Source organism: Aeromicrobium sp. Leaf289 (assembly GCF_001423335.1).
Taxonomy (GTDB): Bacteria; Actinomycetota; Actinomycetes; order Propionibacteriales; family Nocardioidaceae; genus Aeromicrobium.
Genome location: NZ_LMNK01000006.1, coordinates 38,813 through 61,982, shown reverse-complemented (window position 1 = coordinate 61,982; position 23,170 = coordinate 38,813). Strand labels below are relative to the sequence as shown.

The 23,170-nt window shown below is 72.3% G+C and carries 21 protein-coding genes; 14 read left to right on the top strand and 7 right to left on the bottom strand.

The window, feature by feature from the left end; genetic code table 11:
• Nucleotides 1-42: 42 nt before the first annotated feature.
• On the top strand, nt 43-639 hold the full coding sequence (locus ASF37_RS15940) for a dihydrofolate reductase family protein (RefSeq protein ID WP_056555262.1): 597 nt from the start codon (nt 43-45) through the stop codon (nt 637-639).
• On the opposite strand, the gene ASF37_RS15935 is transcribed toward ASF37_RS15940, so the two are convergent.
• Entirely contained in the window at nt 595-975 is a 381-nt protein-coding gene (locus ASF37_RS15935; RefSeq protein WP_056581642.1) for a DUF1304 domain-containing protein, read from the bottom strand. The genes ASF37_RS15940 and ASF37_RS15935 overlap by 45 nt on opposite strands.
• 89 nt (nt 976-1,064) lie before the next feature.
• Between ASF37_RS15935 and ASF37_RS15930 the strand changes: the two genes are divergently transcribed.
• From ASF37_RS15930 to ASF37_RS15920, 3 genes are all read left to right on the top strand, one after another.
• Nucleotides 1,065-1,808 carry an SDR family oxidoreductase gene (locus ASF37_RS15930; RefSeq protein WP_055965176.1) on the top strand — a complete coding sequence of 248 codons (744 nt, stop codon included), beginning with the start codon at nt 1,065-1,067 and terminating at the stop codon, nt 1,806-1,808.
• Nucleotides 1,809-1,900: 92 nt separating this feature from the next.
• Entirely contained in the window at nt 1,901-3,529 is a 1,629-nt protein-coding gene (locus ASF37_RS15925) for an MDR family MFS transporter (protein WP_369796993.1), read from the top strand.
• Nucleotides 3,529-4,023 (top strand): MarR family winged helix-turn-helix transcriptional regulator, encoded by a 495-nt coding sequence (locus tag ASF37_RS15920; protein WP_055965179.1) that lies wholly within the window; start codon nt 3,529-3,531, stop codon nt 4,021-4,023. The genes ASF37_RS15925 and ASF37_RS15920 overlap by 1 nt, the downstream gene beginning before the upstream one ends.
• 1 nt (nt 4,024) lies before the next feature.
• Here the strand turns inward: ASF37_RS15920 and ASF37_RS15915 are convergent, their stop codons facing one another.
• Nucleotides 4,025-4,501: a GNAT family N-acetyltransferase gene (locus tag ASF37_RS15915; protein WP_235493004.1), complete on the bottom strand. Its 477-nt coding sequence runs from the start codon at nt 4,499-4,501 to the stop codon at nt 4,025-4,027.
• Nucleotides 4,502-4,541: 40 nt separating this feature from the next.
• Here ASF37_RS15915 and ASF37_RS15910 point away from each other — a divergent pair, with 40 nt between their 5' ends.
• The 5 genes from ASF37_RS15910 to ASF37_RS15890 all read left to right on the top strand — a co-directional run bounded on the left by ASF37_RS15910 (nt 4,542) and on the right by ASF37_RS15890 (nt 9,731).
• Nucleotides 4,542-5,321, top strand: coding sequence for a DUF5819 family protein (locus tag ASF37_RS15910; protein ID WP_156368231.1), 780 nt, complete (start codon nt 4,542-4,544; stop codon nt 5,319-5,321).
• Between the two features lie 80 nt (nt 5,322-5,401).
• Nucleotides 5,402-6,304, top strand: a complete 903-nt coding sequence (locus ASF37_RS15905) for an HTTM domain-containing protein (protein ID WP_162237348.1) — start codon at nt 5,402-5,404, stop codon at nt 6,302-6,304.
• Nucleotides 6,305-6,467: 163 nt separating this feature from the next.
• Nucleotides 6,468-7,823, top strand: a complete 1,356-nt coding sequence (locus tag ASF37_RS17000; protein ID WP_082506563.1) for a hypothetical protein — start codon at nt 6,468-6,470, stop codon at nt 7,821-7,823.
• Nucleotides 7,824-7,899: 76 nt separating this feature from the next.
• Nucleotides 7,900-8,673 (top strand): DUF5819 family protein, encoded by a 774-nt coding sequence (locus ASF37_RS15895; RefSeq protein ID WP_056555277.1) that lies wholly within the window; start codon nt 7,900-7,902, stop codon nt 8,671-8,673.
• Nucleotides 8,670-9,731 (top strand): HTTM domain-containing protein, encoded by a 1,062-nt coding sequence (locus tag ASF37_RS15890; RefSeq protein ID WP_056576044.1) that lies wholly within the window; start codon nt 8,670-8,672, stop codon nt 9,729-9,731. Before ASF37_RS15895 ends, ASF37_RS15890 begins: the two co-directional genes overlap by 4 nt.
• Here ASF37_RS15890 and ASF37_RS15885 read toward each other — a convergent pair.
• Nucleotides 9,712-10,941 carry an MFS transporter gene (locus ASF37_RS15885; RefSeq protein WP_200914503.1) on the bottom strand — a complete coding sequence of 410 codons (1,230 nt, stop codon included), beginning with the start codon at nt 10,939-10,941 and terminating at the stop codon, nt 9,712-9,714. The genes ASF37_RS15890 and ASF37_RS15885 overlap by 20 nt on opposite strands.
• Nucleotides 10,938-12,905, bottom strand: a complete 1,968-nt coding sequence (locus ASF37_RS15880) for a M13 family metallopeptidase (RefSeq protein ID WP_056576521.1) — start codon at nt 12,903-12,905, stop codon at nt 10,938-10,940. Before ASF37_RS15880 ends, ASF37_RS15885 begins: the two co-directional genes overlap by 4 nt.
• 108 nt (nt 12,906-13,013) lie before the next feature.
• On the opposite strand from ASF37_RS15880, the gene ASF37_RS15875 reads away from it, so the two are divergent.
• Nucleotides 13,014-13,847, top strand: coding sequence for a siderophore-interacting protein (locus ASF37_RS15875; RefSeq protein ID WP_056555279.1), 834 nt, complete (start codon nt 13,014-13,016; stop codon nt 13,845-13,847).
• A 294-nt stretch (nt 13,848-14,141) separates the two neighbouring features.
• On the opposite strand, the gene ASF37_RS15870 is transcribed toward ASF37_RS15875, so the two are convergent.
• The gene (locus ASF37_RS15870; RefSeq protein ID WP_156367983.1) at nt 14,142-15,395 is read right to left on the bottom strand and encodes a DUF6716 putative glycosyltransferase; all 1,254 of its coding nucleotides are present in this window, start codon (nt 15,393-15,395) and stop codon (nt 14,142-14,144) included.
• Between the two features lie 80 nt (nt 15,396-15,475).
• Between ASF37_RS15870 and ASF37_RS15865 the strand changes: the two genes are divergently transcribed.
• The gene (locus ASF37_RS15865) at nt 15,476-16,885 is read left to right on the top strand and encodes a bifunctional cytidylyltransferase/SDR family oxidoreductase (protein WP_200931250.1); all 1,410 of its coding nucleotides are present in this window, start codon (nt 15,476-15,478) and stop codon (nt 16,883-16,885) included.
• A 3-nt stretch (nt 16,886-16,888) separates the two neighbouring features.
• Here the strand turns inward: ASF37_RS15865 and ASF37_RS15860 are convergent, their stop codons facing one another.
• A complete protein-coding gene (locus tag ASF37_RS15860; protein ID WP_235499135.1) occupies nt 16,889-18,205 on the bottom strand; it encodes a DUF6716 putative glycosyltransferase in 1,317 nt (438 codons plus the stop codon).
• A gap of 186 nt (nt 18,206-18,391) precedes the next feature.
• Here ASF37_RS15860 and ASF37_RS15855 point away from each other — a divergent pair, with 186 nt between their 5' ends.
• The 3 genes from ASF37_RS15855 to ASF37_RS15845 are packed head-to-tail and all read left to right on the top strand — an operon-like array spanning nt 18,392 to nt 21,928.
• Nucleotides 18,392-19,708: an acylneuraminate cytidylyltransferase gene (locus tag ASF37_RS15855; RefSeq protein WP_082480696.1), complete on the top strand. Its 1,317-nt coding sequence runs from the start codon at nt 18,392-18,394 to the stop codon at nt 19,706-19,708.
• Nucleotides 19,701-20,588 (top strand): N-acetylneuraminate synthase family protein, encoded by an 888-nt coding sequence (locus ASF37_RS15850; RefSeq protein WP_055965209.1) that lies wholly within the window; start codon nt 19,701-19,703, stop codon nt 20,586-20,588. The genes ASF37_RS15855 and ASF37_RS15850 overlap by 8 nt, the downstream gene beginning before the upstream one ends.
• The gene (locus tag ASF37_RS15845; RefSeq protein WP_056576054.1) at nt 20,585-21,928 is read left to right on the top strand and encodes a DUF6716 putative glycosyltransferase; all 1,344 of its coding nucleotides are present in this window, start codon (nt 20,585-20,587) and stop codon (nt 21,926-21,928) included. Before ASF37_RS15850 ends, ASF37_RS15845 begins: the two co-directional genes overlap by 4 nt.
• An 11-nt stretch (nt 21,929-21,939) precedes the next feature.
• Here the strand turns inward: ASF37_RS15845 and ASF37_RS15840 are convergent, their stop codons facing one another.
• Nucleotides 21,940-23,169 (bottom strand): CDP-glycerol glycerophosphotransferase family protein, encoded by a 1,230-nt coding sequence (locus ASF37_RS15840; protein ID WP_056576056.1) that lies wholly within the window; start codon nt 23,167-23,169, stop codon nt 21,940-21,942.
• Nucleotide 23,170 lies beyond the last annotated feature (1 nt).

The window sequence follows — 23,170 nt, the reverse complement described above, 5'->3', positions numbered from 1 at the left end:
GTGTCGATCCGGCCTGTCGGAGCTCGCGCCTACGCTCACCGCATGGGACGCATCGTCTACGACACGGCCACGAGCCTCGACGGCTGGATCGCCGACGAGCAGCACTCCCTCGACTGGCTGTTCGCCGTCGACGGCGGCGAGCAGCCCGAGGAGGGGCTCCTGCCGGCCGACGCGGCGGTGCTGGTGGAGGGGTCCAGCACCTACGAGTGGCTCCTGCGCACCGAGGACGTACTGGAGCACCCGGAGAAGTGGCAGGGCTTCCACGGCGACCGCCCCACCTTCGTGTTCACCACCCGCGACCTTCCCGTGCCCGCCGGCGCCGACGTGCGTCTGGTGCGTGGTCCCGTCGCCGACGTGCTGCCGCGGATCCGCGAGGCCGCGGCTGGCCGCGACGTGTGGGTCGTCGGGGGAGGGGACCTCGCCGCCCAGTTCCTCGAGGCCGACGCGCTCGACGAGATCGCGGTCTCCGTCGCCCCGGTCACGCTCGGCAGCGGCGCCCCGCTGCTCCCGCGCCGTGTGGAGTCGTCCCGCCTGCGGCTGCGCAGCGCCACGGCCGTGGGGCAGTTCGCGCGGCTGGTGTACTCCGTCGAGGCGTCAGGCCAGGCCCACGGCCAGGGCGACGACGCCGAGCAGCGGTAGCGCTCCCTGGGTGACCGCGGCGCGGGCCTTGTCCGGGCTCGAGAGCAGCACCGCAGCGGCGGCCAGCATCGAGCCCGCGCCGACGAACGCCATCGTGGCCCCGACGACGGTCTCGTCGACGGCCACGAGGATCACGCCTGCGCCCGCCACGAGAGCCAGGAACAGGTTGTAGAAGCCCTGGTTGTAGGCCAGCTCGCGCGTCGCCTGAGCCTCCTCGACGGTCGTGCCGAAGGTCGCCCGCCCGCGGGCCGAGGTCCACGCGAACGACTCGAGCCAGAAGATGTAGACGTGCAGCAGGGCGGCGAGCCCCACGAGGACCAGACCGACGATGAGCATGGCGACATCATCGCCGATCGAGGTGTCGGTCGGGGGTCTGGCACCACGCACCCCTGCGGGCGTACGGTCCACCGAGAGCAGGAGGTGCCGTGAAGGTCGTCGTCGCAGGCGGTACGGGGGTCATCGGACGGGTGGTCGTCGAGCGTGCTCGCCGGCGGGGCCACGACGTGACGGTGCTGTCCCGAGGCAGCGGTCACGACCTCCGGCGGAGCAGGGCCGGTCTCGACGACGCCCTCGCAGGAGCCCACGCCGTGCTGGACCTCACCAACGTCGTCACCCTCTCGGCGGGTGCGGCGGTGCGCTTCACGACCACCGTGACGCGCCGGCTGCTCACCGCGGGGGCCCGGGCCGGCGTGGGGCACCACGTGGCGCTCTCGGTGGTCGGCATCGACGACATCGACGCGGGCTACTACGCAGGCAAGCTCGCGCAGGAGCGGATGGTGGCCACCGGCCCTGTTCCGTGGACGATCCAGAGGGCGACGCAGGTGCACGAGTTCGCCGAGCAGGCCCTGGGCTTCGCCTCCGTCGGCAGCGTCTCCCTCGTGCCGCGGATCCTCGCCCGGCCCGTGGCGGGGGACACCGTGGCCGAGCGCCTGGTCGACCTCGTGGAAGCCGGGCCGCAGGGTCGGGTGCCGGACCTGGTCGGACCGCGCGACGAGGTGGTCGCCGATCTCGCCCGGCAGTGGTTGGCGGCGACCGGGCGCCGCGGCCGGGTCGTGCAGGTCTCGCTGCCCGGCGCCTACGGCACGGGGATCGCCTCCGGTGCGCTGCGCGGCCGCCCGGGCGCGACGGGGGAGGGGCCGGAGTTCGGGGAGTGGCTGGCCCGGCGGTGAGCCACCTCACGTCACCTATTGGTTGCGCTGATCAACCATCTCGCTATAGTTGACGGAGTCAACCAATCCGTCCTCCCGTGAAGCGAGCCCCCGTGTCCGAACCCAGTGCCACCACCCAGGCGCCCGCAGCCGAGGCCGCGGGCCAGATGACCCACCGCCAGGTGCTCGAGGCCCTCAGTGGCCTGCTGCTCGCGATGTTCGTCGCGATGCTGTCGAGCACCGTGGTCACCAACGCGCTGCCGCGCATCGTCACCGACCTCGAGGGCAGCCAGACCGGCTACACGTGGGTCGTCGTCGCCACGTTGCTGGCCATGACCGCCACCACCCCGATCTGGGGCAAGCTGGCCGACCTGTTCAGCAAGAAGATGCTCGTGCAGATCGCCCTGGTGATCTTCTCGGCCGGCTCGCTCGTGGCGGCGTTCGCGCCCAGCATGGGCGTCCTCATCGGTGCGCGCGCCCTGCAGGGGCTCGGCGTCGGCGGCCTGACCGCACTCGTGCAGGTCGTCATCGCCTCGATGGTCACCCCGCGTGAGCGGGGCCGCTACTCCGGCTACATCGGCGCCGTCTTCGCGCTGGCCACGGTCAGTGGCCCGCTCATCGGGGGACTGATCGTCGACAGCCCGCTCGGCTGGCGCGGCTGCTTCTTCGTCGGCCTGCCCTTCGCCCTCGCCGCCTTCGTGCTGCTGCAGCGCACCCTGCACCTGCCCGTGGTCCGCCGCGAGGTCTCGATCGACTACGCGGGAGCGACCCTCATCATGGGCGGCGTGAGCCTGCTGCTGGTGTGGGTCTCGCTCGCCGGCTCCAGCTTCGCGTGGGCGTCGGCCACGTCGGCCGGTCTGGTGGTCGGTGGCGCGGTGCTCATCGCCGCCGCGCTCGTCGTCGAGGCGCGGTTCGCCACCGAGCCGATCATCCCGCTGCGTCTCTTCCGCGACCGGACCACGTCGTTGGCCACCCTCGCCTCCGTGATGATCGGCATCGCGATGTTCGGCGCCACCGTGTACCTGAGCCAGTACTTCCAGTTCTCGCGCGGCATGTCGCCGACCGAGGCCGGGCTGATGTCGATCGCCATGGTCGGCGGCCTGCTCGTCTCGAGCATCACCTCCGGGCGCATCATCAGCCGCACCGGTGTGTGGAAGCGCTGGCTCGTCGGCGGCATGGTCCTCGTGACGGCCGGCTTCGCCCTGCTCGGCACGATCGACGGCTCGACGCCGTTGTGGACCGTCGGCCTGTACATGGCCCTCGTGGGCCTCGGCCTCGGTGCCACCATGCAGAACCTGGTCCTGGCCGTGCAGAACAACACGCGTCTCGAGGACATGGGGGCCGCCAGCTCGGTCGTCGCCTTCTTCCGCTCGATGGGCGGATCGGTGGGCGTCGCGGTGCTCGGGACGATCCTCAGCCACGACGTCAAGCGCAACGTCAGCGACGGTGTCCAGCAGCTGACGGCATCCGGTCAGCTCGACCGTGCAGATCTCGAGGCCGCTCAGCAGTCGACCGGCCACATCCCGGACATCTCGGCGCTGCCGGGCCCGTTCCGCACCCTCTACGAAGCCTCGTTCGGGGAAGCCTTCGGCCACATCTTCATGGTGGCGACGCCCTTCGCGGTCGCGGCCCTGGTCTGCATCCTGTTCATCAAGGAGGTGCCGCTGCGCACCACCATCGAGAAGGACGTGGACGAGCTCGAGTCCGAGGGGCAGCCCGCCGACACCGTGGCGAGCCTCTGATGACCGCCGCGCCCACCTCGACGCACGACAGCGGCACCCAGCCGGGCGCGCTGGGCGCGCTGCGGCTGGTCGAGCTCGAGGTGGGTGTGCTGCTGAGGCGGGCGCGCCGTGCGGTCGTGGAGCGGGCCCACTCCGTGCACCCGGACCTGCAGCCCGTCGGCTACCTGGTCCTGGCGCAGGTCGAGGCGGACGGACCGGTGCGAGGGAGCTCGCTCTGCGGGGTCCTGGAGCTCGACAAGGCCGCCGTCAGTCGGTCCGTCCAGCACCTGCTGGAGCTCGGTCTGGTCGATCGCACCCCCGACCCGGAGGACGGGCGGGCCACGCTGCTGTCGGCCAGCGACGAGGGTCGACGACGGATCCGTGACGTCGACGTCGACCGGCGGACGGCGCTCGGTGAGCGCTTCGCGGGGTGGCAGGAGGGCGACCTGCTGGCCGTGGCGGACTCGCTGCACCGCTACAACGCGACGTTCGACGTGGAGCCCGACGCGTCCTGACTCAGTCGAGCGAGAGCGTCATGAAGACGCTGTGCGGGTCGAGGACGTACGACGCGAAGGGACCGCACTCGACGAACCCGCGCCGGGCGTAGAGCCGGCGGGCCGGCTCGAACGCGGGCTGGGTCCCGGTCTCGAGACTCACGCGGGTCAACCCCTGCGCACGCGCGACCCGGACCAGATGGTCCAGGACGGCGGCGCCGACACCGGCGCCGCGTGCATCCTCGGTGGTGCGCATGGCCTTCAGCTCCCCGAGGCCGCCAGCGTGCCGCTTGAGGGCCCCGATGCCCAGCAACCGGTCCCCGTCGTGGTCCGGCCCGGCACGTCTGGCCGCGACGAGCACGACGTCGTCCCTCGCCAGAGCGTCGTGCGGAAGCGCGTGGACGCTGCCGGGAGGCGAGGTGGCGCGCATCTGCGCAAGGTGCTCGTCGAGGAGGACGGCGACGTCGGGGTCGTGGGGCGAGGCCGTCTCGATGCGCACGAGTCCATCATCCACACCGGGGTCCGAGTACCGTGTGCAGGTGCAGCGAGAGGAGCCGACCGCGCGACCGCGCCCGCCGTGGTGGCGTCTGGTGGTCGTCGGCCTGGTCGCCGTCGCAGCAGCCGGCCACCTCGTCGTGGTGACGCTCGCCGCGCTGCCGCCCAACACGTACTCCGAGGCCGCGCGTCCAGCCACGTCCTACCTGGGCGCCTACTTCGCCCAGAACTGGCGGCTCTTCGCGCCCAACCCGGTCTCGGCCGACCGCACCGTCCGGTTCCAGGGCGCCTACGAGCAGGACGGCGAGCTCGTGGTCACCGACTGGCTCGACTGGACCGACGTCGAGCTCGACCTGGTGCGCCACCGGCTCGTCGGCGGGCGGGCGGGCTACGTCACGAACAAGCTCTACGGTCCGCTCGGCTCGAGGTACGGCACCCTCGACACCGACCAGCGCGAGGTCGCGGACGTGGCGGACCCGGAGGACGTCGTGTCCTGGCAGCGCCTCGCCCAGGACCTGCGTGCCGGCTCCGACGACGCGCTCGACGACAGCCAGGTGGATCTCTACCTCGTGTACGACCGTGCTACCACCCGGCTCGCCACCGAGGCACTCGAGGCACAGCGACCGGACAGCCGGCTGGTCGCCGTCCGCTACGCGACGCGCAGCCAGGGGGTCACGCTCTGGGAGGCTCGCGGCGAGGATGCGGACGGCCGCGAGCGGGCGCGGCCCGCCGTGCGTCAGCGGATCAACGGGTGGCGCGAGCCCCTCCGTGGCGACGAGGCCGAGCGGGCCTCGATCCGCGACTTCTGGGCGTCGCACCGATGAGGGCGGCCGGGGTGGGGGGCGGGCTCGACCGGGCCTGGGACTGGCTCACGGCCCGTCCGCACGCGACTCGGGGACTCGCGGTGACGCGCATCGTGCTGGGCCTCATCGTCTGGACGCAGATGCTCGTCAACTGGCCCGATCGGCACTACACGTGGGGCGACGGCGCGGCGTGGACGTCGTCGGTGCGCGACGCGAAGCCGTGGCCGGGAGTCCTCGGCATCTTCCAGCAGGCCGACGGACTGACGTTCGACCTCCTCTACCTGCTCACCGTGGTGGCAGGCCTCCTCCTCATGGTCGGTCTGTGGACCCGCGGTGCGGCCGTCCTCACCCTGTTCCTGTGGATGTCGCTGTACGTGAGCAACCCCTTCGTCGGCTCCGGGGGTGACGCCATCCTGCGCATGGTCCTCCTGTACGCGTGCTTCACCGACTCGGGCCGGCACTTCTCCGTCGACGCCTGGCTGCGTGGGCGCAGGGGGGCGGTCCGACCGATCGTGCCGCCGTGGCTCTCGACGACGCTGCACAACCTGGCGGTCGTCCTGATCATCCACCAGGTGGTGATGGTCTACGTCGGCTCGGCGCTGTGGAAGGTGCAGAGCGACGTGTGGATGAGCGGGCGAGCGGTCTACTTCCCGTTGCAGACCGAGGCCTACTCGCCGTGGCGCGACCTCATCCATCCGTTCTCCAGCGCGGAGCCGATCGTCCTGCTGGCCACCTGGACCGCGATCGTCGTGCAGCTGCTCTTCCCGGTGCTGCTGCTCTACCGCAGCACGCGAGCCCTGGCCCTCGTGGTGGTCACCGGCATGCACCTCGGGATCGGGGTGTTCATGGGGATCATGTACTTCTCGCTCGTCATGATCGCGGTCGACATGATGCTCGTGAGCGACGCTTCCTGGCGGCGTGCTGGACGCTGGTGGCGAGCCCGAACGGCCCGGAACCGCAGGGGCCGAGAGGTTCGCGGGCAGGACGAGTCCATCGGTGTGTGATGCGTCTCAGCGTCCGCCCGATGGGACCGAAGACCCACGATTGCCTGAGATCTGCGTAAGATGTTGCCCGCGGCCGCCTGTGGTGGTCGTCACTGGCACGCGGCACACGTCGAGGGAATAATCTTCTCGCGCCGCAACAACAGCGACACGGGAGTCTTTCCACATGAACAAGCTCGGCAGAAACACCCTCGCGCTCGGGTTGGGCACCCTGCTCATCACGACCGCGGTCTCTTTCTCCGCCAGCGGCGCCGACGAGACCGTGGCGCAGTCCAACGCCAGCGCCGTCACCGCCTCCGGCATCACCGGCATCGTCGACTCGCAGGAGTGCGCTGCGGTCTCGACCGGTGAGGGTGCTCCCAGCAACGGCACGGGCCTGTGCGGCACCGGCCTCTCGACGCAGGGCGTCAGCGCCTTCGACCAGACGGCTTCCACCGGTCTGGACGGCGACCGGGGCACCTCCGAGGCTGCGGCCGCCGTCGCGCCCATCGCCATCCCGACGCTCGCGTCGATCGACCTCTCGACCATCGGCGCCGACATCGCGCCCGGTGCCGTGAACACCGGCACGATCCTCGACGGGATCCTCGACGGGCTCGACCCGGTCACCGGCCCGCTCTTCGAGGCCGCCCTGACGCCGCTGCTGACCGCGATCCAGGAGGCCGCGCTCGACCCCGTCCTCGACGCCGTCACCGGCGTCATCGACGTCCGCGCCGAGATCGGTGCCGTCACCAGCCAGTGCACCGCCGAGGCCGGCGCCGACGCCACCGGCACCTCGCAGGTCGCCAGCATCAACCTGATCGTCGACCTGCCCGAGGGCAACGACGTGATCATCCCGGTCGAGCTCGGCGCGGGCGAGCCCAACACCGCGCTCGTCGGTCCCGGTGTCCAGGACCTGGTCAACGGTGTGGTCGACGGCATCATCGCCACGCTCGAGCAGTCGCTCAACGACAGCCTCGGCGCCGTTCTCGGCCCGCTGGCCGCTCTCGTCGCCACGGTCCAGCAGCAGCTGGTCACGCCGATCCTCGACGCCGTCGAGACCAGCCTGCTGAACCAGCTGGGCGAGGCCCTGAAGCCCGTCGTGAACGGCACGATCAACAAGCAGGTCGTCGACGCCGACGGCGAGGCGATCGAGGTCACCGCGCTGAGCCTGACCGCGCTCGGCATCGGCGACAACCCGGCCGTGGCCCTGGACCTGGCTCGCACGAGCTGTGGCCCGAACGCCCTGGCCACGCAGGCCGACGACGCCGACACGCAGGCCGACGTCGACGCCGACGCCGATGCCGACGCTGACGCCGACGCCGACGCCGACGCTGACGCTGACGCCGACGCGGTGGCCGACGCCGACTCCGACGCCCAGGCCGACGCTGCTGCGGACGCTGACGCGCAGGCCGACGCCGACGTCACGACCACGCTGCCGGCCACCGGTGCCCCGAACCTGCTGCCGTTCTGGCTGCTGGGTCTCGGCCTGGTGCTCTTCGGAGCCGCGGTGCTCATCAACGAGCGTCGTCGTCTGAAGATCTGACGACGTAGCACGACGCCTGCCCGGTGACCGGTCTCGGTCACCGGGCAGGCGTCTGTCACGACCTACGATGGAAGGCATGTCGGTGGAGGGAGGTGGCAGTGGCGGATCGCGGCGGGCCGACGTCCCTCGGCACGACTGGCGCACGACCCTCGTCCTGGTGCTCGCCTCGCTCGCTCTCGTCCACTCGGTGCTGCTCGCCCTGTGGCTCGCCCCGTCGGGCCCGGTCCGCGAGGTGGCTGGAGGATCCTTGCTCGCCAGGTACGTCGACCCGTACTTCCGGCAGTCGTGGGACCTGCTCGAGCCCAGCTCCCAGCGGGTCGACGAGTCGCTCTGGGTCCGGGCCCGTGTGCGTGTGGGGAAGGACGAGGTGAGACAGACCCCCTGGCTCGACGTCACCCGTGCCGACCTGACCCGGACGCGCAACGACGTCGCCCCCGCGCGCGTGCACCTCGCCGGCCGCCGGCTCGCCACCAACCTGAACAACGCGATGTTCGGTCTGGGATCGTCCGGTCGTCGCGTCGTCCTCGGTTCCTACGCCGGCCGCCCCGTCGCGGAGCTGCGCGGGGCCCTGCAGGGTGCGGGAGTGCCGGCCGACGCCGTGCGCGGCTACCTGGACCTCGACACGATGGTGACCCGCTTCGCCTCGCTCTACACCCAGGCCTACTCCGACCAGAGGGTCGTCCAGGTCCAGTACCGGGTGGGCCGCCGGATCGTGCCGCCGCACGAGCAGCGCGACGCCGAACGGATCACCGCCGTGGACTTCGAGTGGTTCGACGCCGGGTGGCGACGTGCGGTGCGCGGTTCCGCCGAGGCACAGTCCGCCTTCGACTCCTACCTGGCGGACGCATGAGCACGATCTGGCGCGTCAGGGACGCGATCGGCAGCACGCGCAGGTCGGCGGAGCGGTGGCTCACGTCGGAACGCCACGCCCTGCACGCCGTGGCGGCAGCACGGATCCTCATCGGCCTGTGCGTGCTGGGGCTGCTGCTGACGAACTTCTCCACCCGACAGGTGTGGGTCGGCGACGCCTCCGCGTGGGCCGAGCCCGCCCGCGCCGTGAGTCGGTTCCCCGAGATCGCGCTGCTCGACGGGGTGAGCGGTGACCTGCTCACCGCCATCTACGTGGCGGTGATCCTGGGGGCCGTGGGACTCGTGCTGGGATGGCACGCCAAGGCGATGACCATCGTGGTGCTCGTCGGGTTCATCGCCGTCACCGCGCAGAACCCGGTGCTGGGGTCGATCGGCGACAACCTCGTCCGGCTCGCGCTGCTGTGGATGCTGCTCATGCGAACCTCCGAGGTCTGGTCGCTCGACGCGAACCGGGTCGAGCCGCGCGACAGCGACGACGTCGCGCCTGAGTGGCTGCGCACCGGGATGCACAACGTCGGCCTGGTGGGCCTGGGCACCCAGACGATCCTCGCGTACTTCGCCGGCGGCCTCGACAAGGTCTCCCAGCCCGCCTGGCAGGACGGCACCGCCCTCTACACGACGCTGCAGCTGCCGGAGTTCCGACCGTTCCCGTGGCTCTCGGACCTCATCTCCAACGGTGACGTCCTCCTGGCGGTCCTCACGTGGACCGTGCTCGGCGTGCAGCTGTTCTTCGCACCGATGCTGCTGCGGCGGGGGAGCCGCGACCTGGTGGCGATTGTCGCGATCGTCGTCAACCTGCTCTTCGCCGTGGTGCTCGGCACGCCGTGGTCGTCGCTGGCGGTCATCGCGGTGACGGGGCTGTTCGTGAGCGACGACCGGTGGGCCGAGCTGGGGGAGCGCGTGGCGGACCTGTTCTGGCCCGTCCTGGACCGGACGGCGGACGCCCGCTACGCGGTGGCCGACCGCGTGGCCGACTGGTGGTACGACCGCGTCCTGAGCGTCGTCGACCGGATCCGCTTCAGCGTGTTCCGACGCTGACCTGCTGGGCGGCCCGCCGTCCGGCGACCACCAGCAGCACGACGGGCACCACGAGCGTGCCGGCGACCGCGTTGAGCGTGCCGAAGCCCTGCCACGCCACGAGCACGCCCGCCAGGAGGCCTCCCGCGGCCCCGGCCAAGTTCATCGTCAGGTCGCCGAGCCCCTGCACCAGCGGGCGCACCGCGGGATCGGTGGACCGGGTGAGCAGCGCCGCCCCGGCGATGGTGGCGGCCGACCAGCCCAGGCCCAGGAGCACCAGGCCGACCGTGATCCGCACCTCCGAGGTACCGGACGTCCCGGCGACCACGACGGCGGCGACCAGCACGAGCTGACCGGCGAGGATGGTGCGAGCCGGACCCCAGCGGTCCGCCAGCCACCCCATGACCGGTGACAGTGCGTACATGCCGGCGATGTGCAGGCTGATGGTCAATCCGATCACCTCCACCCCGGCACCGTGGTCCTGCATGTGGACCGGGGTGAGGGCCATGACGGACACCATCACGGCGTGGGCGAGCGCGATGGTGACCACGGCCGTGCGCGTCTCGCCCCGCACGTGCGGCAGGGCGGCGCGGACCCGGGGCACCGGGACGTCGATCCCGTCGCGCCGGGCCGGCGGCAGCGGGTCGGGCCGCAGGAGCACGAGGACCACGGTGCCGGCCACCGCGAAGGCCACGCACGAGAAGACGAGGGGACCGGCGAGGTCGGGCACGCCGAGGGCCCGAGCCGTGGTGGTGCCCGGCCCGATCAGGTTGGGCCCGAGCACGGCGCCGACGGTCGTGGCCCACGTGACGAGCGCGAGGGACCGTCCGACGTGCCGCGGCTCGGCGCGGTCGACCGCCGCGAAGCGCGACTGCAGGTTGGAGGCCGTGCTGACACCGCAGAGGAACAGTCCGACCAGGACGAGCGGCAGGCTGTCGGCGTCGGCACCGAGCACCACCACGGCGGCCCCGACCGCGCCGAGGAACCAGCCGGTGGCCAGGGCCGGCCTGCGCCCGGCACGGACCGCCAGCGTCGCGAGCGGGACGGTCGCGAGCGCCGCACCCAGGGTGAGCATGACCGTCGACATCCCGGCCCAGCCCGACGAGCCCGAGACCTCCCGCAGGAGCAGCACGCCCACGGCCAGACCGGCTCCGTTGCCGACGCCGCCGACCACCTGCACGGCCACGAGGGTCCGCAGGATCCGGCGCTGCAGGCGCGCCTGCTCGGTCACGACGCCCAGATGGTCACACGGTCCTCGGGCGCGAGCCACAGCTCGTCGTCGGGCGTGACGCCGAACGCCTCGTGGAAGGCGTCGATGTTGCGCACGACCTGGTTGCAGCGGAACTCCGGCGGCGAGTGCGGGTCGACGGTGAGGCGGCGGACCGTCTCGGCCGGTCGCACCTTGGCCTGCCAGGCCTGGGCCCACGAGATGAAGAACCGCTGGTCACCTGTCAGCCCGTCGATCGTGGGTGCCTCACCGCCGGTGGCGATCCGGTACGCCTGGTAGGCGATGCCGAGCCCACCCAGGTCGCCGATGTTCTCGCCGATCGTGAGCTCGCCGTTGACGGTGTGCCCGTCGGCACCCTCGGGCGACAGCGCCGCGTACTGCTCGACGAGGGCGGCCGTGAGCTTCTCGAAGGCCACCCGGTCGTCGTCGGTCCACCAGTTGCGCAGGGCCCCCGTGCCGTCGAAGTGGCTGCCCTGGTCGTCGAACCCGTGCCCGATCTCGTGCCCGATCACCGCGCCGATGGCGCCGTAGTTGACGGCGTCGTCGGCGTCGGCGTGGAAGAACGGCGGCTGCAGGATGGCCGCAGGGAAGACGATCTCGTTCATGGTGGGGTTGTAGTACGCGTTCACGGTCTGCGGCGTCATGTACCACTCGTCGCGGTCGATCGGTCGCCCGATCTTGGCCAGCTCGCGGTCCATCGCCACCGACAGCCCACGTCGGGCGTTGCCCAGCAGGTCGGTCGGGTCGGTCTCGAGCGCCGAGTAGTCCTTGAAGGCGTCGGGGTGGCCGACCTTCGGGGTGAAGGCCGCGAGCTTCTCGAGAGCCTCGGCCTTCGTGGTGTCACTCATCCAGGGCAGGGCGGTGATGCTGCGCCGGTACGCCTCGACGAGGTGCTCGATGAGGTCGTCCATGCGGTCCTTGGACGTCGGCGGGTACTCGGTGCGGACGTAGATCTTGCCGATCGCCTCACCCATGGCCGACTCGACGAAGCCGACGCCACGCTTCCAGCGCGGGCGCAGCTCGTCGGTCCCGCTCAGCGTGCGTCCGTAGAAGGAGAAGTTCTCCTCGACGAAGGCCGCGGGCAGGTACGGCGCGGCGGCGTGCAGGACCTGCCAGCGCAGCCAGTCGCGCCAGGCGGGCAGCCGGTCGGCCGTGACGAGCCCGGCGACGCCCTCGAGGAACGACGGCTGCGACACGACGACCTCCGCGAGCACGTCGCGTCCGATGCCGGCGGCCTGGGACCACGTGGCGAGGTCCAGGGGACCGACCAGCGTCTGCAGCGCGTCGAGGTCCATGAGGTTGTAGGTCTTCTGCGCGTCGCGGCAGGCCACCCGGTCCCAGTGGTGGGACGCGATGGCGGTCTCGAGGTCGAGCACCCGCGCCGCGCGCTCCGCCGGCGACTCGAACCCGCCGAGCGTGAACATCGTCTCGAGGTGGGAGAGGTAGGCCTCGCGCACCCCGGCGAAGTCGTCGTCGGAGTAGTAGGACTCGTCGGGCAGGCCGATGCCGCTCTGCACCAGGTGCGTGACGTAGCGGTCGGGGTTGCCGCGGTCGGGAGCGATGTACATGCCCAGCACGCTCCCGACGCCGGACCGTTCGAGCCGCCCGAGCACGTGGACGAAGGTCGGGACGTCGGCGATCCCGTCGACCAGGGCGAAGTCCTCCTGCAGCGGCTCGGTGCCGAGGGCGTCGATCCGGTCGGTGTCCATGAAGCTGGCGTAGAGCTCGCCGATCTTGCGGGAGTCCCCATCGTGGTCGACGCCGTCCTGGCCGGCGCCGTCGAGAGCGTCGCGACAGCCCTCGACGATGCCCCGGACGGTCTTCTCGGCCTCGTCGACGAGGGTCACGAACGCTCCGGCGGTGGCGCGGTCCGGCTCGATCGCCGCGTCCCGGAGCCACGGACCGTTCACGTGCCGGAAGAGGTCGTCCTGAGGGCGGACGCCTGGGTCGAAGGCGGCGGTGTCGATGGCAGGCGCTGTGCCATGGGGAGAGGGGCCATGGGGAGAGGGGCCGTCGGAGGAGGGGGTGGCTGCGGTCGTCGGGGTCTCGTGGCTCACCTGGTTAGGCTACCCATCGTGTCGACGTCGCGCCCCGCTCACCTGACCGTGCTCGACGTCCGGGAGGTCACGCCCCACCTGAAGCGGCTGGTGCTCGGTGACGGTGAGGTCGCCCGGGGCTTCGACGAGCTCGCCGGACGCTGGTCCGGCTGGGCCGACTCCTACGTCAAGCTGGTGTTCCTGGCCGACGGCGTCGACTACCCCGATCCGCTCGACCTCGACGACGTCAGGGCGACGTTGCCGAACGAGGTGTGGCCGGTGCTGCGCACCTACACGGTGCGACGCCTGGACCTCGAGGCCCGCGAGCTCTGGATCGACGTCGTCGTGCACGGCGACGAGGGCGTGGCCGGGCCGTGGGCGGCGCAGGTGCGACCGGGGGCCACGATCCACGTGCGCGGACCCGGCGGTGCCTACTCGCCGCGCGAGGACGTCGACCACCACCTGCTCGTGGGTGACGAGTCGGCCCTGCCTGCCCTGGCCGTGACGCTGGAGCACCTGCCCGAGGGTGCGCGGGCCACGCTGTTCTGCGAGGTCGACGACGCCCGCGACGAGATCGACCTGCCCACGGCGGGGGAGGTCACGGTGCACTGGCTGCACCGCGGCGATGCCCCGGCCGGCAGCACCTCGCTCCTCGACGACGCGGTCCGCGCGTGGGACTGGCCCGAGGGCCGTGTCCAGGCCTTCGTCCACGGCGAGTCAGGTCTGCTCAAGACCGTGCGCCCCTACGTGCGCGAGCGGGTGGAGCGGGCCGACCTCTCGGTCTCCGCGTACTGGCGTCGGGGCGAGACCGAGGAGGGCTTCCGGCGCTGGAAGAGCAGCCAGGACGAGGCGATCATCCGGCCCGGCGGCTGAGGGGGCCGTCGCGGCCTGCTGGTGCGCTGCAGCTGGGGGCGCGCGACCTTGCCGGTGCGATGCTGCGGCTCGCGCTGGGTGTGGCCTCCGAAAGGGCCTTCGACCGAGCGGCGGCGACGTCGCTGGCTCGGCTCTCGGGCTGCGGCCTGGGTGGGCGGTAGGTGGCGCGTATCCCGGAACTCGGAGGTAGACGGCGCGCGGAAAGCGGGCTCGTATCCGCGTGCCACCTACCGCTGCTCCGCGGGAAGCGCGCGCCACCTACCTCCCGCCACCCTCGCGGCCCCCCAAGGCCACTCAGCGCAGGTGCAGCACGGCGCGGTTGAGCCGGCGGGCCGCGGCCAGGAGCAGGCGCTCGAGCGGCTCGAGCGCCGTGCCGCGCCACGGCGCGAGGGCGTCCAGCCGGTAGTAGACGCCCCGCACCCGGTTGCCGAGCGTGGTGGGCACGCGGGCGGGCGCAGGGAGCCCGTGCCGGGCCCGCTCGGCCAGGAGGTGCTCGACCTGGGTCTGCCAGTCGTCGGCAGCGGGGTCGTGGAAGTAGTTGTCGTGCGCCCAGCCGCGGTCCACGCTCCGGAAGCGACCGTGCGCGACGTCGGCGAGCGTGCCCAGCAGCCCGCTCCCCACGAACACGCTGTTGAGGTGAGCGTCGTCCACGCCCAGGTCGGTGAGCACGACGGCGGGGACGCCTGCGGCCACGGCCTCGAGCGCCGCCGAGGAGCCGACCGTGACGAAGCCCGAGGCGCCGCGCAGGTGCTGGCTCATGGGGCCGTCGACCACGCGCAGTCCCTCAGGCGTGGCGCCGTCGGCGTGCAGGCGTGCGAGCAGTGCGGCGTAGTCGCCGGCTCCGCGGTGCGCCTCGACCTCGCCGGCCCGCGAGCGCACCTTCACGTGCACCTCGCGCCCCGGCCTCACGGCGGTGGCGAGCCCGCGCAGGACCCTCTCGCGCCCGGCGTCGTCGTGCGGCACGAGCGACTGAGGTGCGAAGACCACCGGCCCGTCGGGTGCGGGCGGCGCGGCCACGGCGCCACGACCGGCCCCGACCTCGACCGGACGGCGAGCGGCTACGCGCAGGAACGGCAGCGTCGCCAGCGCCACCCGGTGCGGCACGTCGTGCCGGGCGGCGACCGCCACCAGGTCGCGTCGCTCGCGGCGCGAGTGCACGACGAAGACGTCGGCGCCGCGGCGCAGGTTCACGTCGTACCACTGCACCGGGACGCAGACGCCGGCCACGCCCGTGAGCACGACCGGCCGGCCAGGGGCGTCGTCGAGCAGACGCAGCACCGGTGGCACGGCGTGGGCGCGGACGGCGAGGACCAGCACGTCCGGGCGCCAGGCCGTGAGCAGCTCGCGCAGGGCGTCGGCGTCGGTCCAGGTGACCTGCTCGACGTCGAACCCCGAGCCGGCGACCGCGTCGGCGACCTGGCGTCGGCTCGGTGCGGCGTGGCCGTCGAGCACGGCGAGGCGCGACGTCCACGGCGTGGTCGCGGCGAGCGTCGCACCCCACTTCACGTAGGAGTCGGTGTCCGCCAGGACGAGGGCACGCACGCTCATGGCGGCCAGCCTGGCGCAGCGGAGCGAGCGGCAGGAGGACGGTGGGCGACGCCGACATGAACGCAGGTACCCTTCCTCGGGTGACCGAACTGCGCAACGTGGCCGTGATCCTCGCCGGTGGAACCGGGACCCGGGTGGGGCTCTCCATCCCCAAGCAGCTCATCAAGATCGCCGGGAAGACGATCCTCGAGCACACCGTCGCCGCCTTCCAGGCGTCGAGGAACATCGACGAGATCGTCATCCTCATGACGCCCGGCCACCTCGACCCGGTGCGCGCCATCGTCGACGCGGGCGGCTACGACAAGGTGACCCAGATCCTCGAGGGCGGCGAGACCCGCAACGAGACCACCAGCCGCGCGCTGGCCGCGCTGGGCGACGACGAGTGCAACGTGCTGTTCCACGACGCGGTCCGCCCGCTCGTCTCCCAGACGATCATCGACGACTGCGTGGCAGCCCTGCAGGAGTACGAGGCGGTCGACACCGCCATCCCGTCGGCCGACACCGTGGTGCAGGTCGACGCGACCTCGGGCTGCATCGAGGACGTCCTCCCGCGCCACCTGCTGCGCCGCGGCCAGACGCCCCAGGCCTTCCGGTCCTCCGTCATCCGCCGCGCCTACGACCGGGCCTGGCAGGACCCCGACTTCACGGCCACCGACGACTGCACCGTGGTGCTGCGCTACCTGCCGGAGGTGCCGATCACCGTCGTCGCCGGGCACGAGCGCAACATGAAGGTCACCGAGCCGATCGACGTCTACATCGCCGACAAGCTGTTCCAGCTGGCCTCGGCCGACGCGCCCGACGAGCTCGACGAGAACCAGTACCGCGAGGCGCTGGCGGGGAAGGTCATGGTCGTCTTCGGCGGCTCCTACGGCATCGGTGGCGACATCGCCGCGCTGGCGCGGGCGCACGGCGCCACGGTGCACACGTTCTCCCGGTCGTCGACGAACACCCACGTCGACCGTCGTGAGGACGTCGCCGCGGCCGCGAAGAAGGTGCTGGCCGAGTCGGGCCGGATCGACCTCGTGGTCAACACCGCCGGCGTCCTGCCGATCGGCGACCTCGCCGAGACGTCGGAGGAGACCATCTGGGCCGCCACCGAGATCAACTACCTCGCCCCGATCTTCATCGCCCAGGAGTTCTACCCGCACCTGGCCAAGCACCACGGCTCGCTGCTGCTGTTCACGTCGTCGTCGTACACGCGCGGCCGCAAGGGCTACTCCCTGTACTCCTCGGCCAAGGCCGCCACGGTGAACCTCACCCAGGCCCTCGCGGACGAGTGGGCCGGCAAGGTGCGGGTGAACTGCGTGAACCCCGAGCGCACCGGCACGCCCATGCGCACCAAGGCCTTCGGGGCCGAGCCCGAGGGCACCCTGCTGGAGTCCGAGGTCGTCGCCCTGCGGTCGCTCGACGTGCTCCTGTCGCCGCAGACCGGGCACATCATCGACATCCGTCGCGAGGACGGTCCGGCCGCCATCGGCGGCGGCAGCTGAGGCTCAGACCCGACCCAGGGCGCGCCGGTAGAGGTGCCGCACGGGCCGCATGAGGGCCGGCGGGAGCAGCTGGGTGCCGGCGTGCACCACGGTGCCCCGGACGACGCCGTACCGGTGGCGACGCCGTGCCCACGGGCCCGGTGCCCGGGTGAGCGACCCGGCGGCACGTGCCGTCTCGAGCTCGACGGCCGCGCGGAAGTACGGTGACGAGCGGACCAGGCGCGAGGGCCGCTCGCCACTGGCCAGCAGCTTCTCGACCCGGTCCACGATCGTGCCGGCCGAGGACGAGGTGCGGCCACCGAAGTAGCTGTCGACCCAGGCCGCGGCGGGCGTGCCGAGGTCGTCGTCGTCGATCTGGTCGAACGTGCGCAGCAGGTCGCTGTCGAGGAAGACGTGGTTGCCCAGCCGCTCGTGCACGCCCAGGTCGAGCACCAGGGCGACGCGACAACCCGCGTCGACCGCCTCGAGGCACGCGGTCGAGGAGACCGTGAGCAGCAGGTCGGTGCGGGGGAGCAGCTCGGGGATGGAGGTGTAGACGATCCGGAAGTTCGGCGGCAGGTCGACGTCGGCCAGCAGCTGCTCCGGGTGGTGGTGCATCCGGTGGAAGGTGTCCTCGCCGAGGCGGTGTCGCGGCTTGAGCAGGACCTCGCGGTCGGGGTGTCGACGGGCGTGCTCGACGAGCCGGCGGTACAGGTAGCTGCGGTCCCCGGCGCCGGACGGCACCGTGGGCTGGTCGGCGAACAGCACCGTCCGCACCGGCGTGTCCCGCTGGGGCCGAGGCCGCGACGAGAGGAAGGGCAGGCCGCTCAGCACGAGGTTCTCGTCCGGGACGGCGAGCCGCTGGGCGGTGAAGCGGAACTGGTCGAGCTCGTGCCGAGCGTTCACCGCCACGACGTCCGCGCCGCAGCGGTCGAGGTAGCCGGCCGTGATCTTCTCGATGATGATCCCGACCCAGCCGGCGACGACGACCGGACCGGGCTGCAGGGGGCGCTCGGCCAACGCGATGGTGAGCCGCCGGACCAGCGGTCCCGCCAGCGCACAGACCACCACGTCCGCGGCAGCGGCCGCCTCGACGACGTCGTCCCAGTCGACCGTGCGCACCGCGCTGAAGCCGACGTCGCGGACCTGCTGGTCCGAGAGCGCGCTGCGACCTCGCGGCGCCAGCACCTCGACCTGCGCGCCGCGGCTCTCCAGCTCGCGGCAGATGCCCACGGACCACTTGAGCTGCGAGTCGAAGCCGGCGATCGCCACCACGCGCACTGGCGCCTCCGCACGGGCGGTCGTGGCGGCGGCCGGGCTCGTCCGGCGGGTCTGCTCCATGGCGTTCACGGCGCCACGGTAGCCACGATCCTCGCGCGATCCAGCCGTGGCGCGGGGTGGTTCACCCACTGTTGGTCCACGGTTCGACTCGTGGCCCACGGACCCCTCGAGGTGGTCGATCGACGTTCGTCGGCGGGTGCCGTGGCGTTCACCTGACGGACGGACGGCCTCCCTAGCGTCACCGACATGACCGAGCTCCTCGAGCGCAACCTCGACCCGACGTCCGTCGGCGTCGGGACGCTCCCCACCCCGTCCTCGTCGCGTCCCGCCGTGCGCCGCGGTGGCGTGGTGGCAGTGATCCCCGCACGCGGTGGCTCCAAGGGCGTGCCGCGCAAGAACCTGCGGCCCCTCGGTGGCGAGCCGCTGGTCGTGCGTGCCGTCCGGTCGCTGCGTGCCGTCTCGTCGGTCGACCAGGTGGTCGTCTCCACCGACGACCACGAGATCGCCTACGCCGCCCGCGCGGCCGGGGCGCTCGTGATCGACCGTCCGGCGCGACTGGCCGGCGACGAGGCGTCCTCGGAGTCGGCCCTGCGCCACGCCCTCGCTGCTCTCGGCACCCGCGGCGCCGTCCCCGAGGTCACGGTCTTCGTCCAGGCGACCAGCCCCTTCATCGACCCCGACGACGTCGACCGCGCCGTGGCCTGCGTGACGACCGGTGGCTCGGACGTGGCCTTCAGCGTGGTCCGCACCGAGCAGCACGTGTGGCGGCTCGGGCCCGACGGCCCCGAGGGCGTGAACCACGACAAGCGTCGCCGCCAGCGTCGCCAGGACCGGGCCCCGGAGTTCACCGAGACGGGTGCCTTCTACGCCATGCGGACCCACGGGTTCCTCGAGCACGGGCACCGGTTCTTCGGCCGCCTCGAGATGGTGGAGGTCTCCCCGCGCGACGCGCTCGAGATCGACACCGAGCACGACCTGCGGCTGGCCGAGGAGCTGTTCACGAGGCGCGAGGCCGAGAACAGCGACCCGGCCTCGTGCCCGCTGCGGGCACGCGCCGTCGTGACGGACTTCGACGGCGTGCACACCGACGACAGCCTCCGTCTGGACTCCCACGGCGTCGAGTCCGTGGTGGTCAGCCGTTCGGACGGCCTGGGCATCGGACGCCTGCGCGAGGCCGGGATCCCGGTGCTGGTGCTGTCCACCGAGACCAACCCGGTCGTCCGCGCCCGGGCCGAGAAGCTCGGTGTCGACGCGGTGACCGGGTGCACCGACAAGATCGCCGCCCTCACCGCCTGGGCGCGCGACCTGGACATCCCGCTCGCCGACGTCGCCTACCTCGGCAACGACGTCAACGACGTCGAGTGCCTGCGCGCCGTCGGCTGGCCGGTCGTGCCCGCCGGCGCCCACTCCGCCGCCCGCGTGGCGGCCCCCTACGTGCTCCGCCGCCGAGGTGGCGACGGAGCCGTCCGCGAGCTCGCCGACCGCGTGCTCGCCGACCCGCACGATCGCATCACGCAGGACCATCCGAACATCCACGGAGAAGAAGGGCCCGACCATGAGTGAATGGGTACAGATCGGTGAGGAGATCGTGGGGCGTCACCGCCCGACGTACGTCATCGGAGAGATCGGCATCAACCACAACGGCGACGTCGCCGTCGCCAAGAAGCTCATCGACGTGGCTGCCCTCGCGGGTGCGCAGGCGGTCAAGTTCCAGAAGCGCACCCCCGACATCGCGACGCCCGAGGACATGAAGCACACGCGTCGCGAGACGCCGTGGGGCGAGATGAGCTACCTCGAGTACCGCTACAAGGTCGAGTTCGAGACCGAGCAGTACACCGAGATCGCGGCGCACGCCGCGGCGCAGGGCGTCGACTGGTTCGCCTCGCCGTGGGACGTCCCCTCGGTGCAGTTCCTCGAGGACATGGGCGTCTCGACGCACAAGGTCGCCTCGGCCTCGGTGACCGACCACGAGCTGCTGCGCGAGCTGGCCTCGACCGGCAAGCCGATCATCCTGTCGACCGGCATGAGCACGCTGGAGCAGATCGACGCGGCCGTGGAGATCCTCGGCACGGAGAAGCTGATCGTCCTGCACGCCACGTCGACGTACCCCCTCCCCCCGGAGGAGGCCAACCTGCGCACCATCCCGGTGCTCGCGGAGCGCTACGGCGTCCCGGTCGGGTACTCGGGCCACGAGCGCGGCCTGCAGATCTCGCTCGCCGCCGTGGCGCTCGGTGCCGTGGCCGTCGAGCGGCACATCACGCTCGACCGCACGATGTGGGGCTCGGACCAGGCCGCCAGCCTGGAGCCGCACGGCTTCATGAGCCTCACGCGTGACATCCGCGTGCTCGAGAAGGCCATGGGCGACGGCGTGAAGCGGGTCATGCCCGGCGAGCACAAGCCGATGCAGCGACTGCGTCGGGACACGTCGACGGTGGGTGCGTGACGGGGTCCCGCCCCCACACCGACGGCAGGGCCGCGGACGTCGATGACCGTCCGCGGCCCAGGGTCCTGGTCGTCACCGACTCGGACTCCTACGTCAAGTACGGCGCCGCCCTCGCAGGACGGCTGCCGAAGGACTGGGGGGCGCTGCTCGTCGTCGCGCGCAGCAGCGCCCTGCCCAGCCCGCGTCAGCTGACGGACGCGCTGGAGGGCACCCGGTTCGAGGACGACACCGTCGAGGTGGTCGGGCTGGGGGACCTGAAGCGGCTGCTCGAGCGGTGGCGCCCCGACGTGCTGCTGCTCGCCGCCCGCGGCTACACGGTGCAGGCCACCGTCTCCCTGGTCGCGAACACGCCCGATCGACCGGTGCTGGTGAGCGGGCTCGCCGGCATCGCCGTGCCCGTGCTGCCCTACGGGCTGGGGTTCCGGCGCTCGGTCGACGTGTTCGTCGTGCACAGCAGACGCGAGCTGCGCGAGTTCGCCATCGCGAGCCGACGTCTGGCCGTGCCGCTGGGCTTCGAGCTGGCGACCATGCCCTTCATCGACCGTGTCCCGGTCGTCGCGGGCGCGGACGCCATGCGCGCGGACCCGTCGGAGGTGCCGCGGGACCGCATCGTCTTCGCCGCCCAGGCCCAGGTGCCGTCGGGCCGCCGTGACCGTGCGCACCTGCTGGACCGGCTCGTGGAGACCGCCCGTGCCCACCCCCACCTCGAGGTGGTGGTGAAGGTCCGGGCGCAGGAGGGCGAGTCCCAGACCCACCACGAGCAGGACTCCTACCCCGACCTGATGGCCGAGCGGGTGGCCGCAGGTGACGACCTCCCGGGCAACCTGGTGGTGGAGAGCGGCTCCATGCGCGCCCAGCTCCGCCGGGCCGTGGGTCTGGTGACCGTGAGCTCCACCGCGGTGCTCGAGGCCGTCGCCGCGGACGTCCCGGTCATCGCCCTCGACGACTACGGGGTGGGCGCCGCGCAGATCAACGTCGTGCTGAAGGGCAGCGGCCTGCTGGTCGGCTCGGACGAGCTGGTGGCCGGACGCTTCCGCCACCCCGACCCGGCGTGGCTCGCGGACAACTACTTCCACGACCCCGACGACGACACGTGGGTCGCGCGGGTGGAGGAGCTGCTCGACCAGCGGTCGACGCTCGGCCTGCTGCCGTACCGGGAGGTCCCGGCCGGCTGGATGAACCGGCTGCGGCGGCTCATGTACCGCCACTTCGCGTTCAGCCCCGAGAACCCGGGGCGGCTGCGCGAGCTGGAGCGTCGCTTCCTCGTGGCCGCGCAGTGGGTGAACCGTCGCCGGTGGCACCTGACCCGCCTGCTGCGTCGCGTCGGCCTCGCCCGCTGAGCGAGCCCGCGCTACGGGCCGGTGGCGCCCAGGGCCTGCTTCTCGGCCCAGAGCCGGTCGCGTCGGGCCATGACCTGCTCGCACGCGTCGACGAACCTCTGCGTGGCAGCGCCCGGGGTGACGTCGGTCAGGTAGTGGGACACGAGGGCCGTCCGCGCCTGGCGGGTGGGGTCGTCCGCCAGGTGGTGCGCCACGAGGGCGGCGTGGTCGTCGCCGCGGCGGACGCGGGGGAGCAGCTCCAGCATGCGGCTCGCCGGCGTCGGCACCCCCGGCACGGTCACGAGCATCGGCTTGCCGGTGGGGAGCCAGTTGAGGGGCACCGCCGACACGTCGGTGACGAGCAGGTCGGCGTCGGCGAAGGACTGCTCGAGCGGGACGCGCAGGTCGACCCGGTCGGCCGCCTCGCGGACCGCCGCGTCGGCCGCGCCGTACTCGGCCCGCACCACGCCGTTGAGCGGGTGCGGACGGTAGACGACGCGGTAGGTCGGCTGCAGGGCCCGGACGAGCTCGAGGCCCAGGGCGTCGACCGATCCGTACGACACCGACGGCTGCGAGGCCTCCCACGTGGGGGCGTACAGCACCGTGGGTCGCCCGGCCGGGTCCGGCGCCGGCACCACGTCGGGGGAGCCGTCGAGCTGTGGCTGGCCGATGAGGATGCTGCGCTCCTCGGCGTCGTAGTCCATCACGTGCGTGGCCGTGCGCTCCAGCGCGGCTCGGCCGGCGAGGAAGCAGTGGTCGTAGGCCTTGACCTGGTTCGAGACCGACACGCCCTTGTCGCTGTCGCCGTGGCCGAGGTAGACGTGGGCGAGCGAGGTGAAGCGCAGGCACTCGAAGTTGATCGGGTCGTGGTTCACGTAGAGCGCGAGCCGCACCCGGCTGCGGCTCAGGATGGCGTCCAGCTGCCCGTAGGTGGCGAGCGTCAGGCACGTCACGCCGGCGTCGTCGCCGCTCTCGGCCAGAGCGGTGCGCACGGCTGCGGCCGTGCGGGAGTCGCGGAACACGATGGTGACCGGGTGCGTGGTGCCGAGGGCACGGAACGCCGGGAGCCACGGCAGCAGCTGGTACAGCGTGTCCTGGCCCGTGGGGTGGAAGACGATCACGTCTGCGGCGAGCGGCTGCTCGAGCGCGGCGACGTCGACCCGCTTGTCGGGCATGCCGGTGGGCAGGAACCGGGAGCGTCGGATCCGGCCGATCAGCCAGAGCCGCACGCGGACCGCGAGACCCGCCCGTGCGCCGCTCACC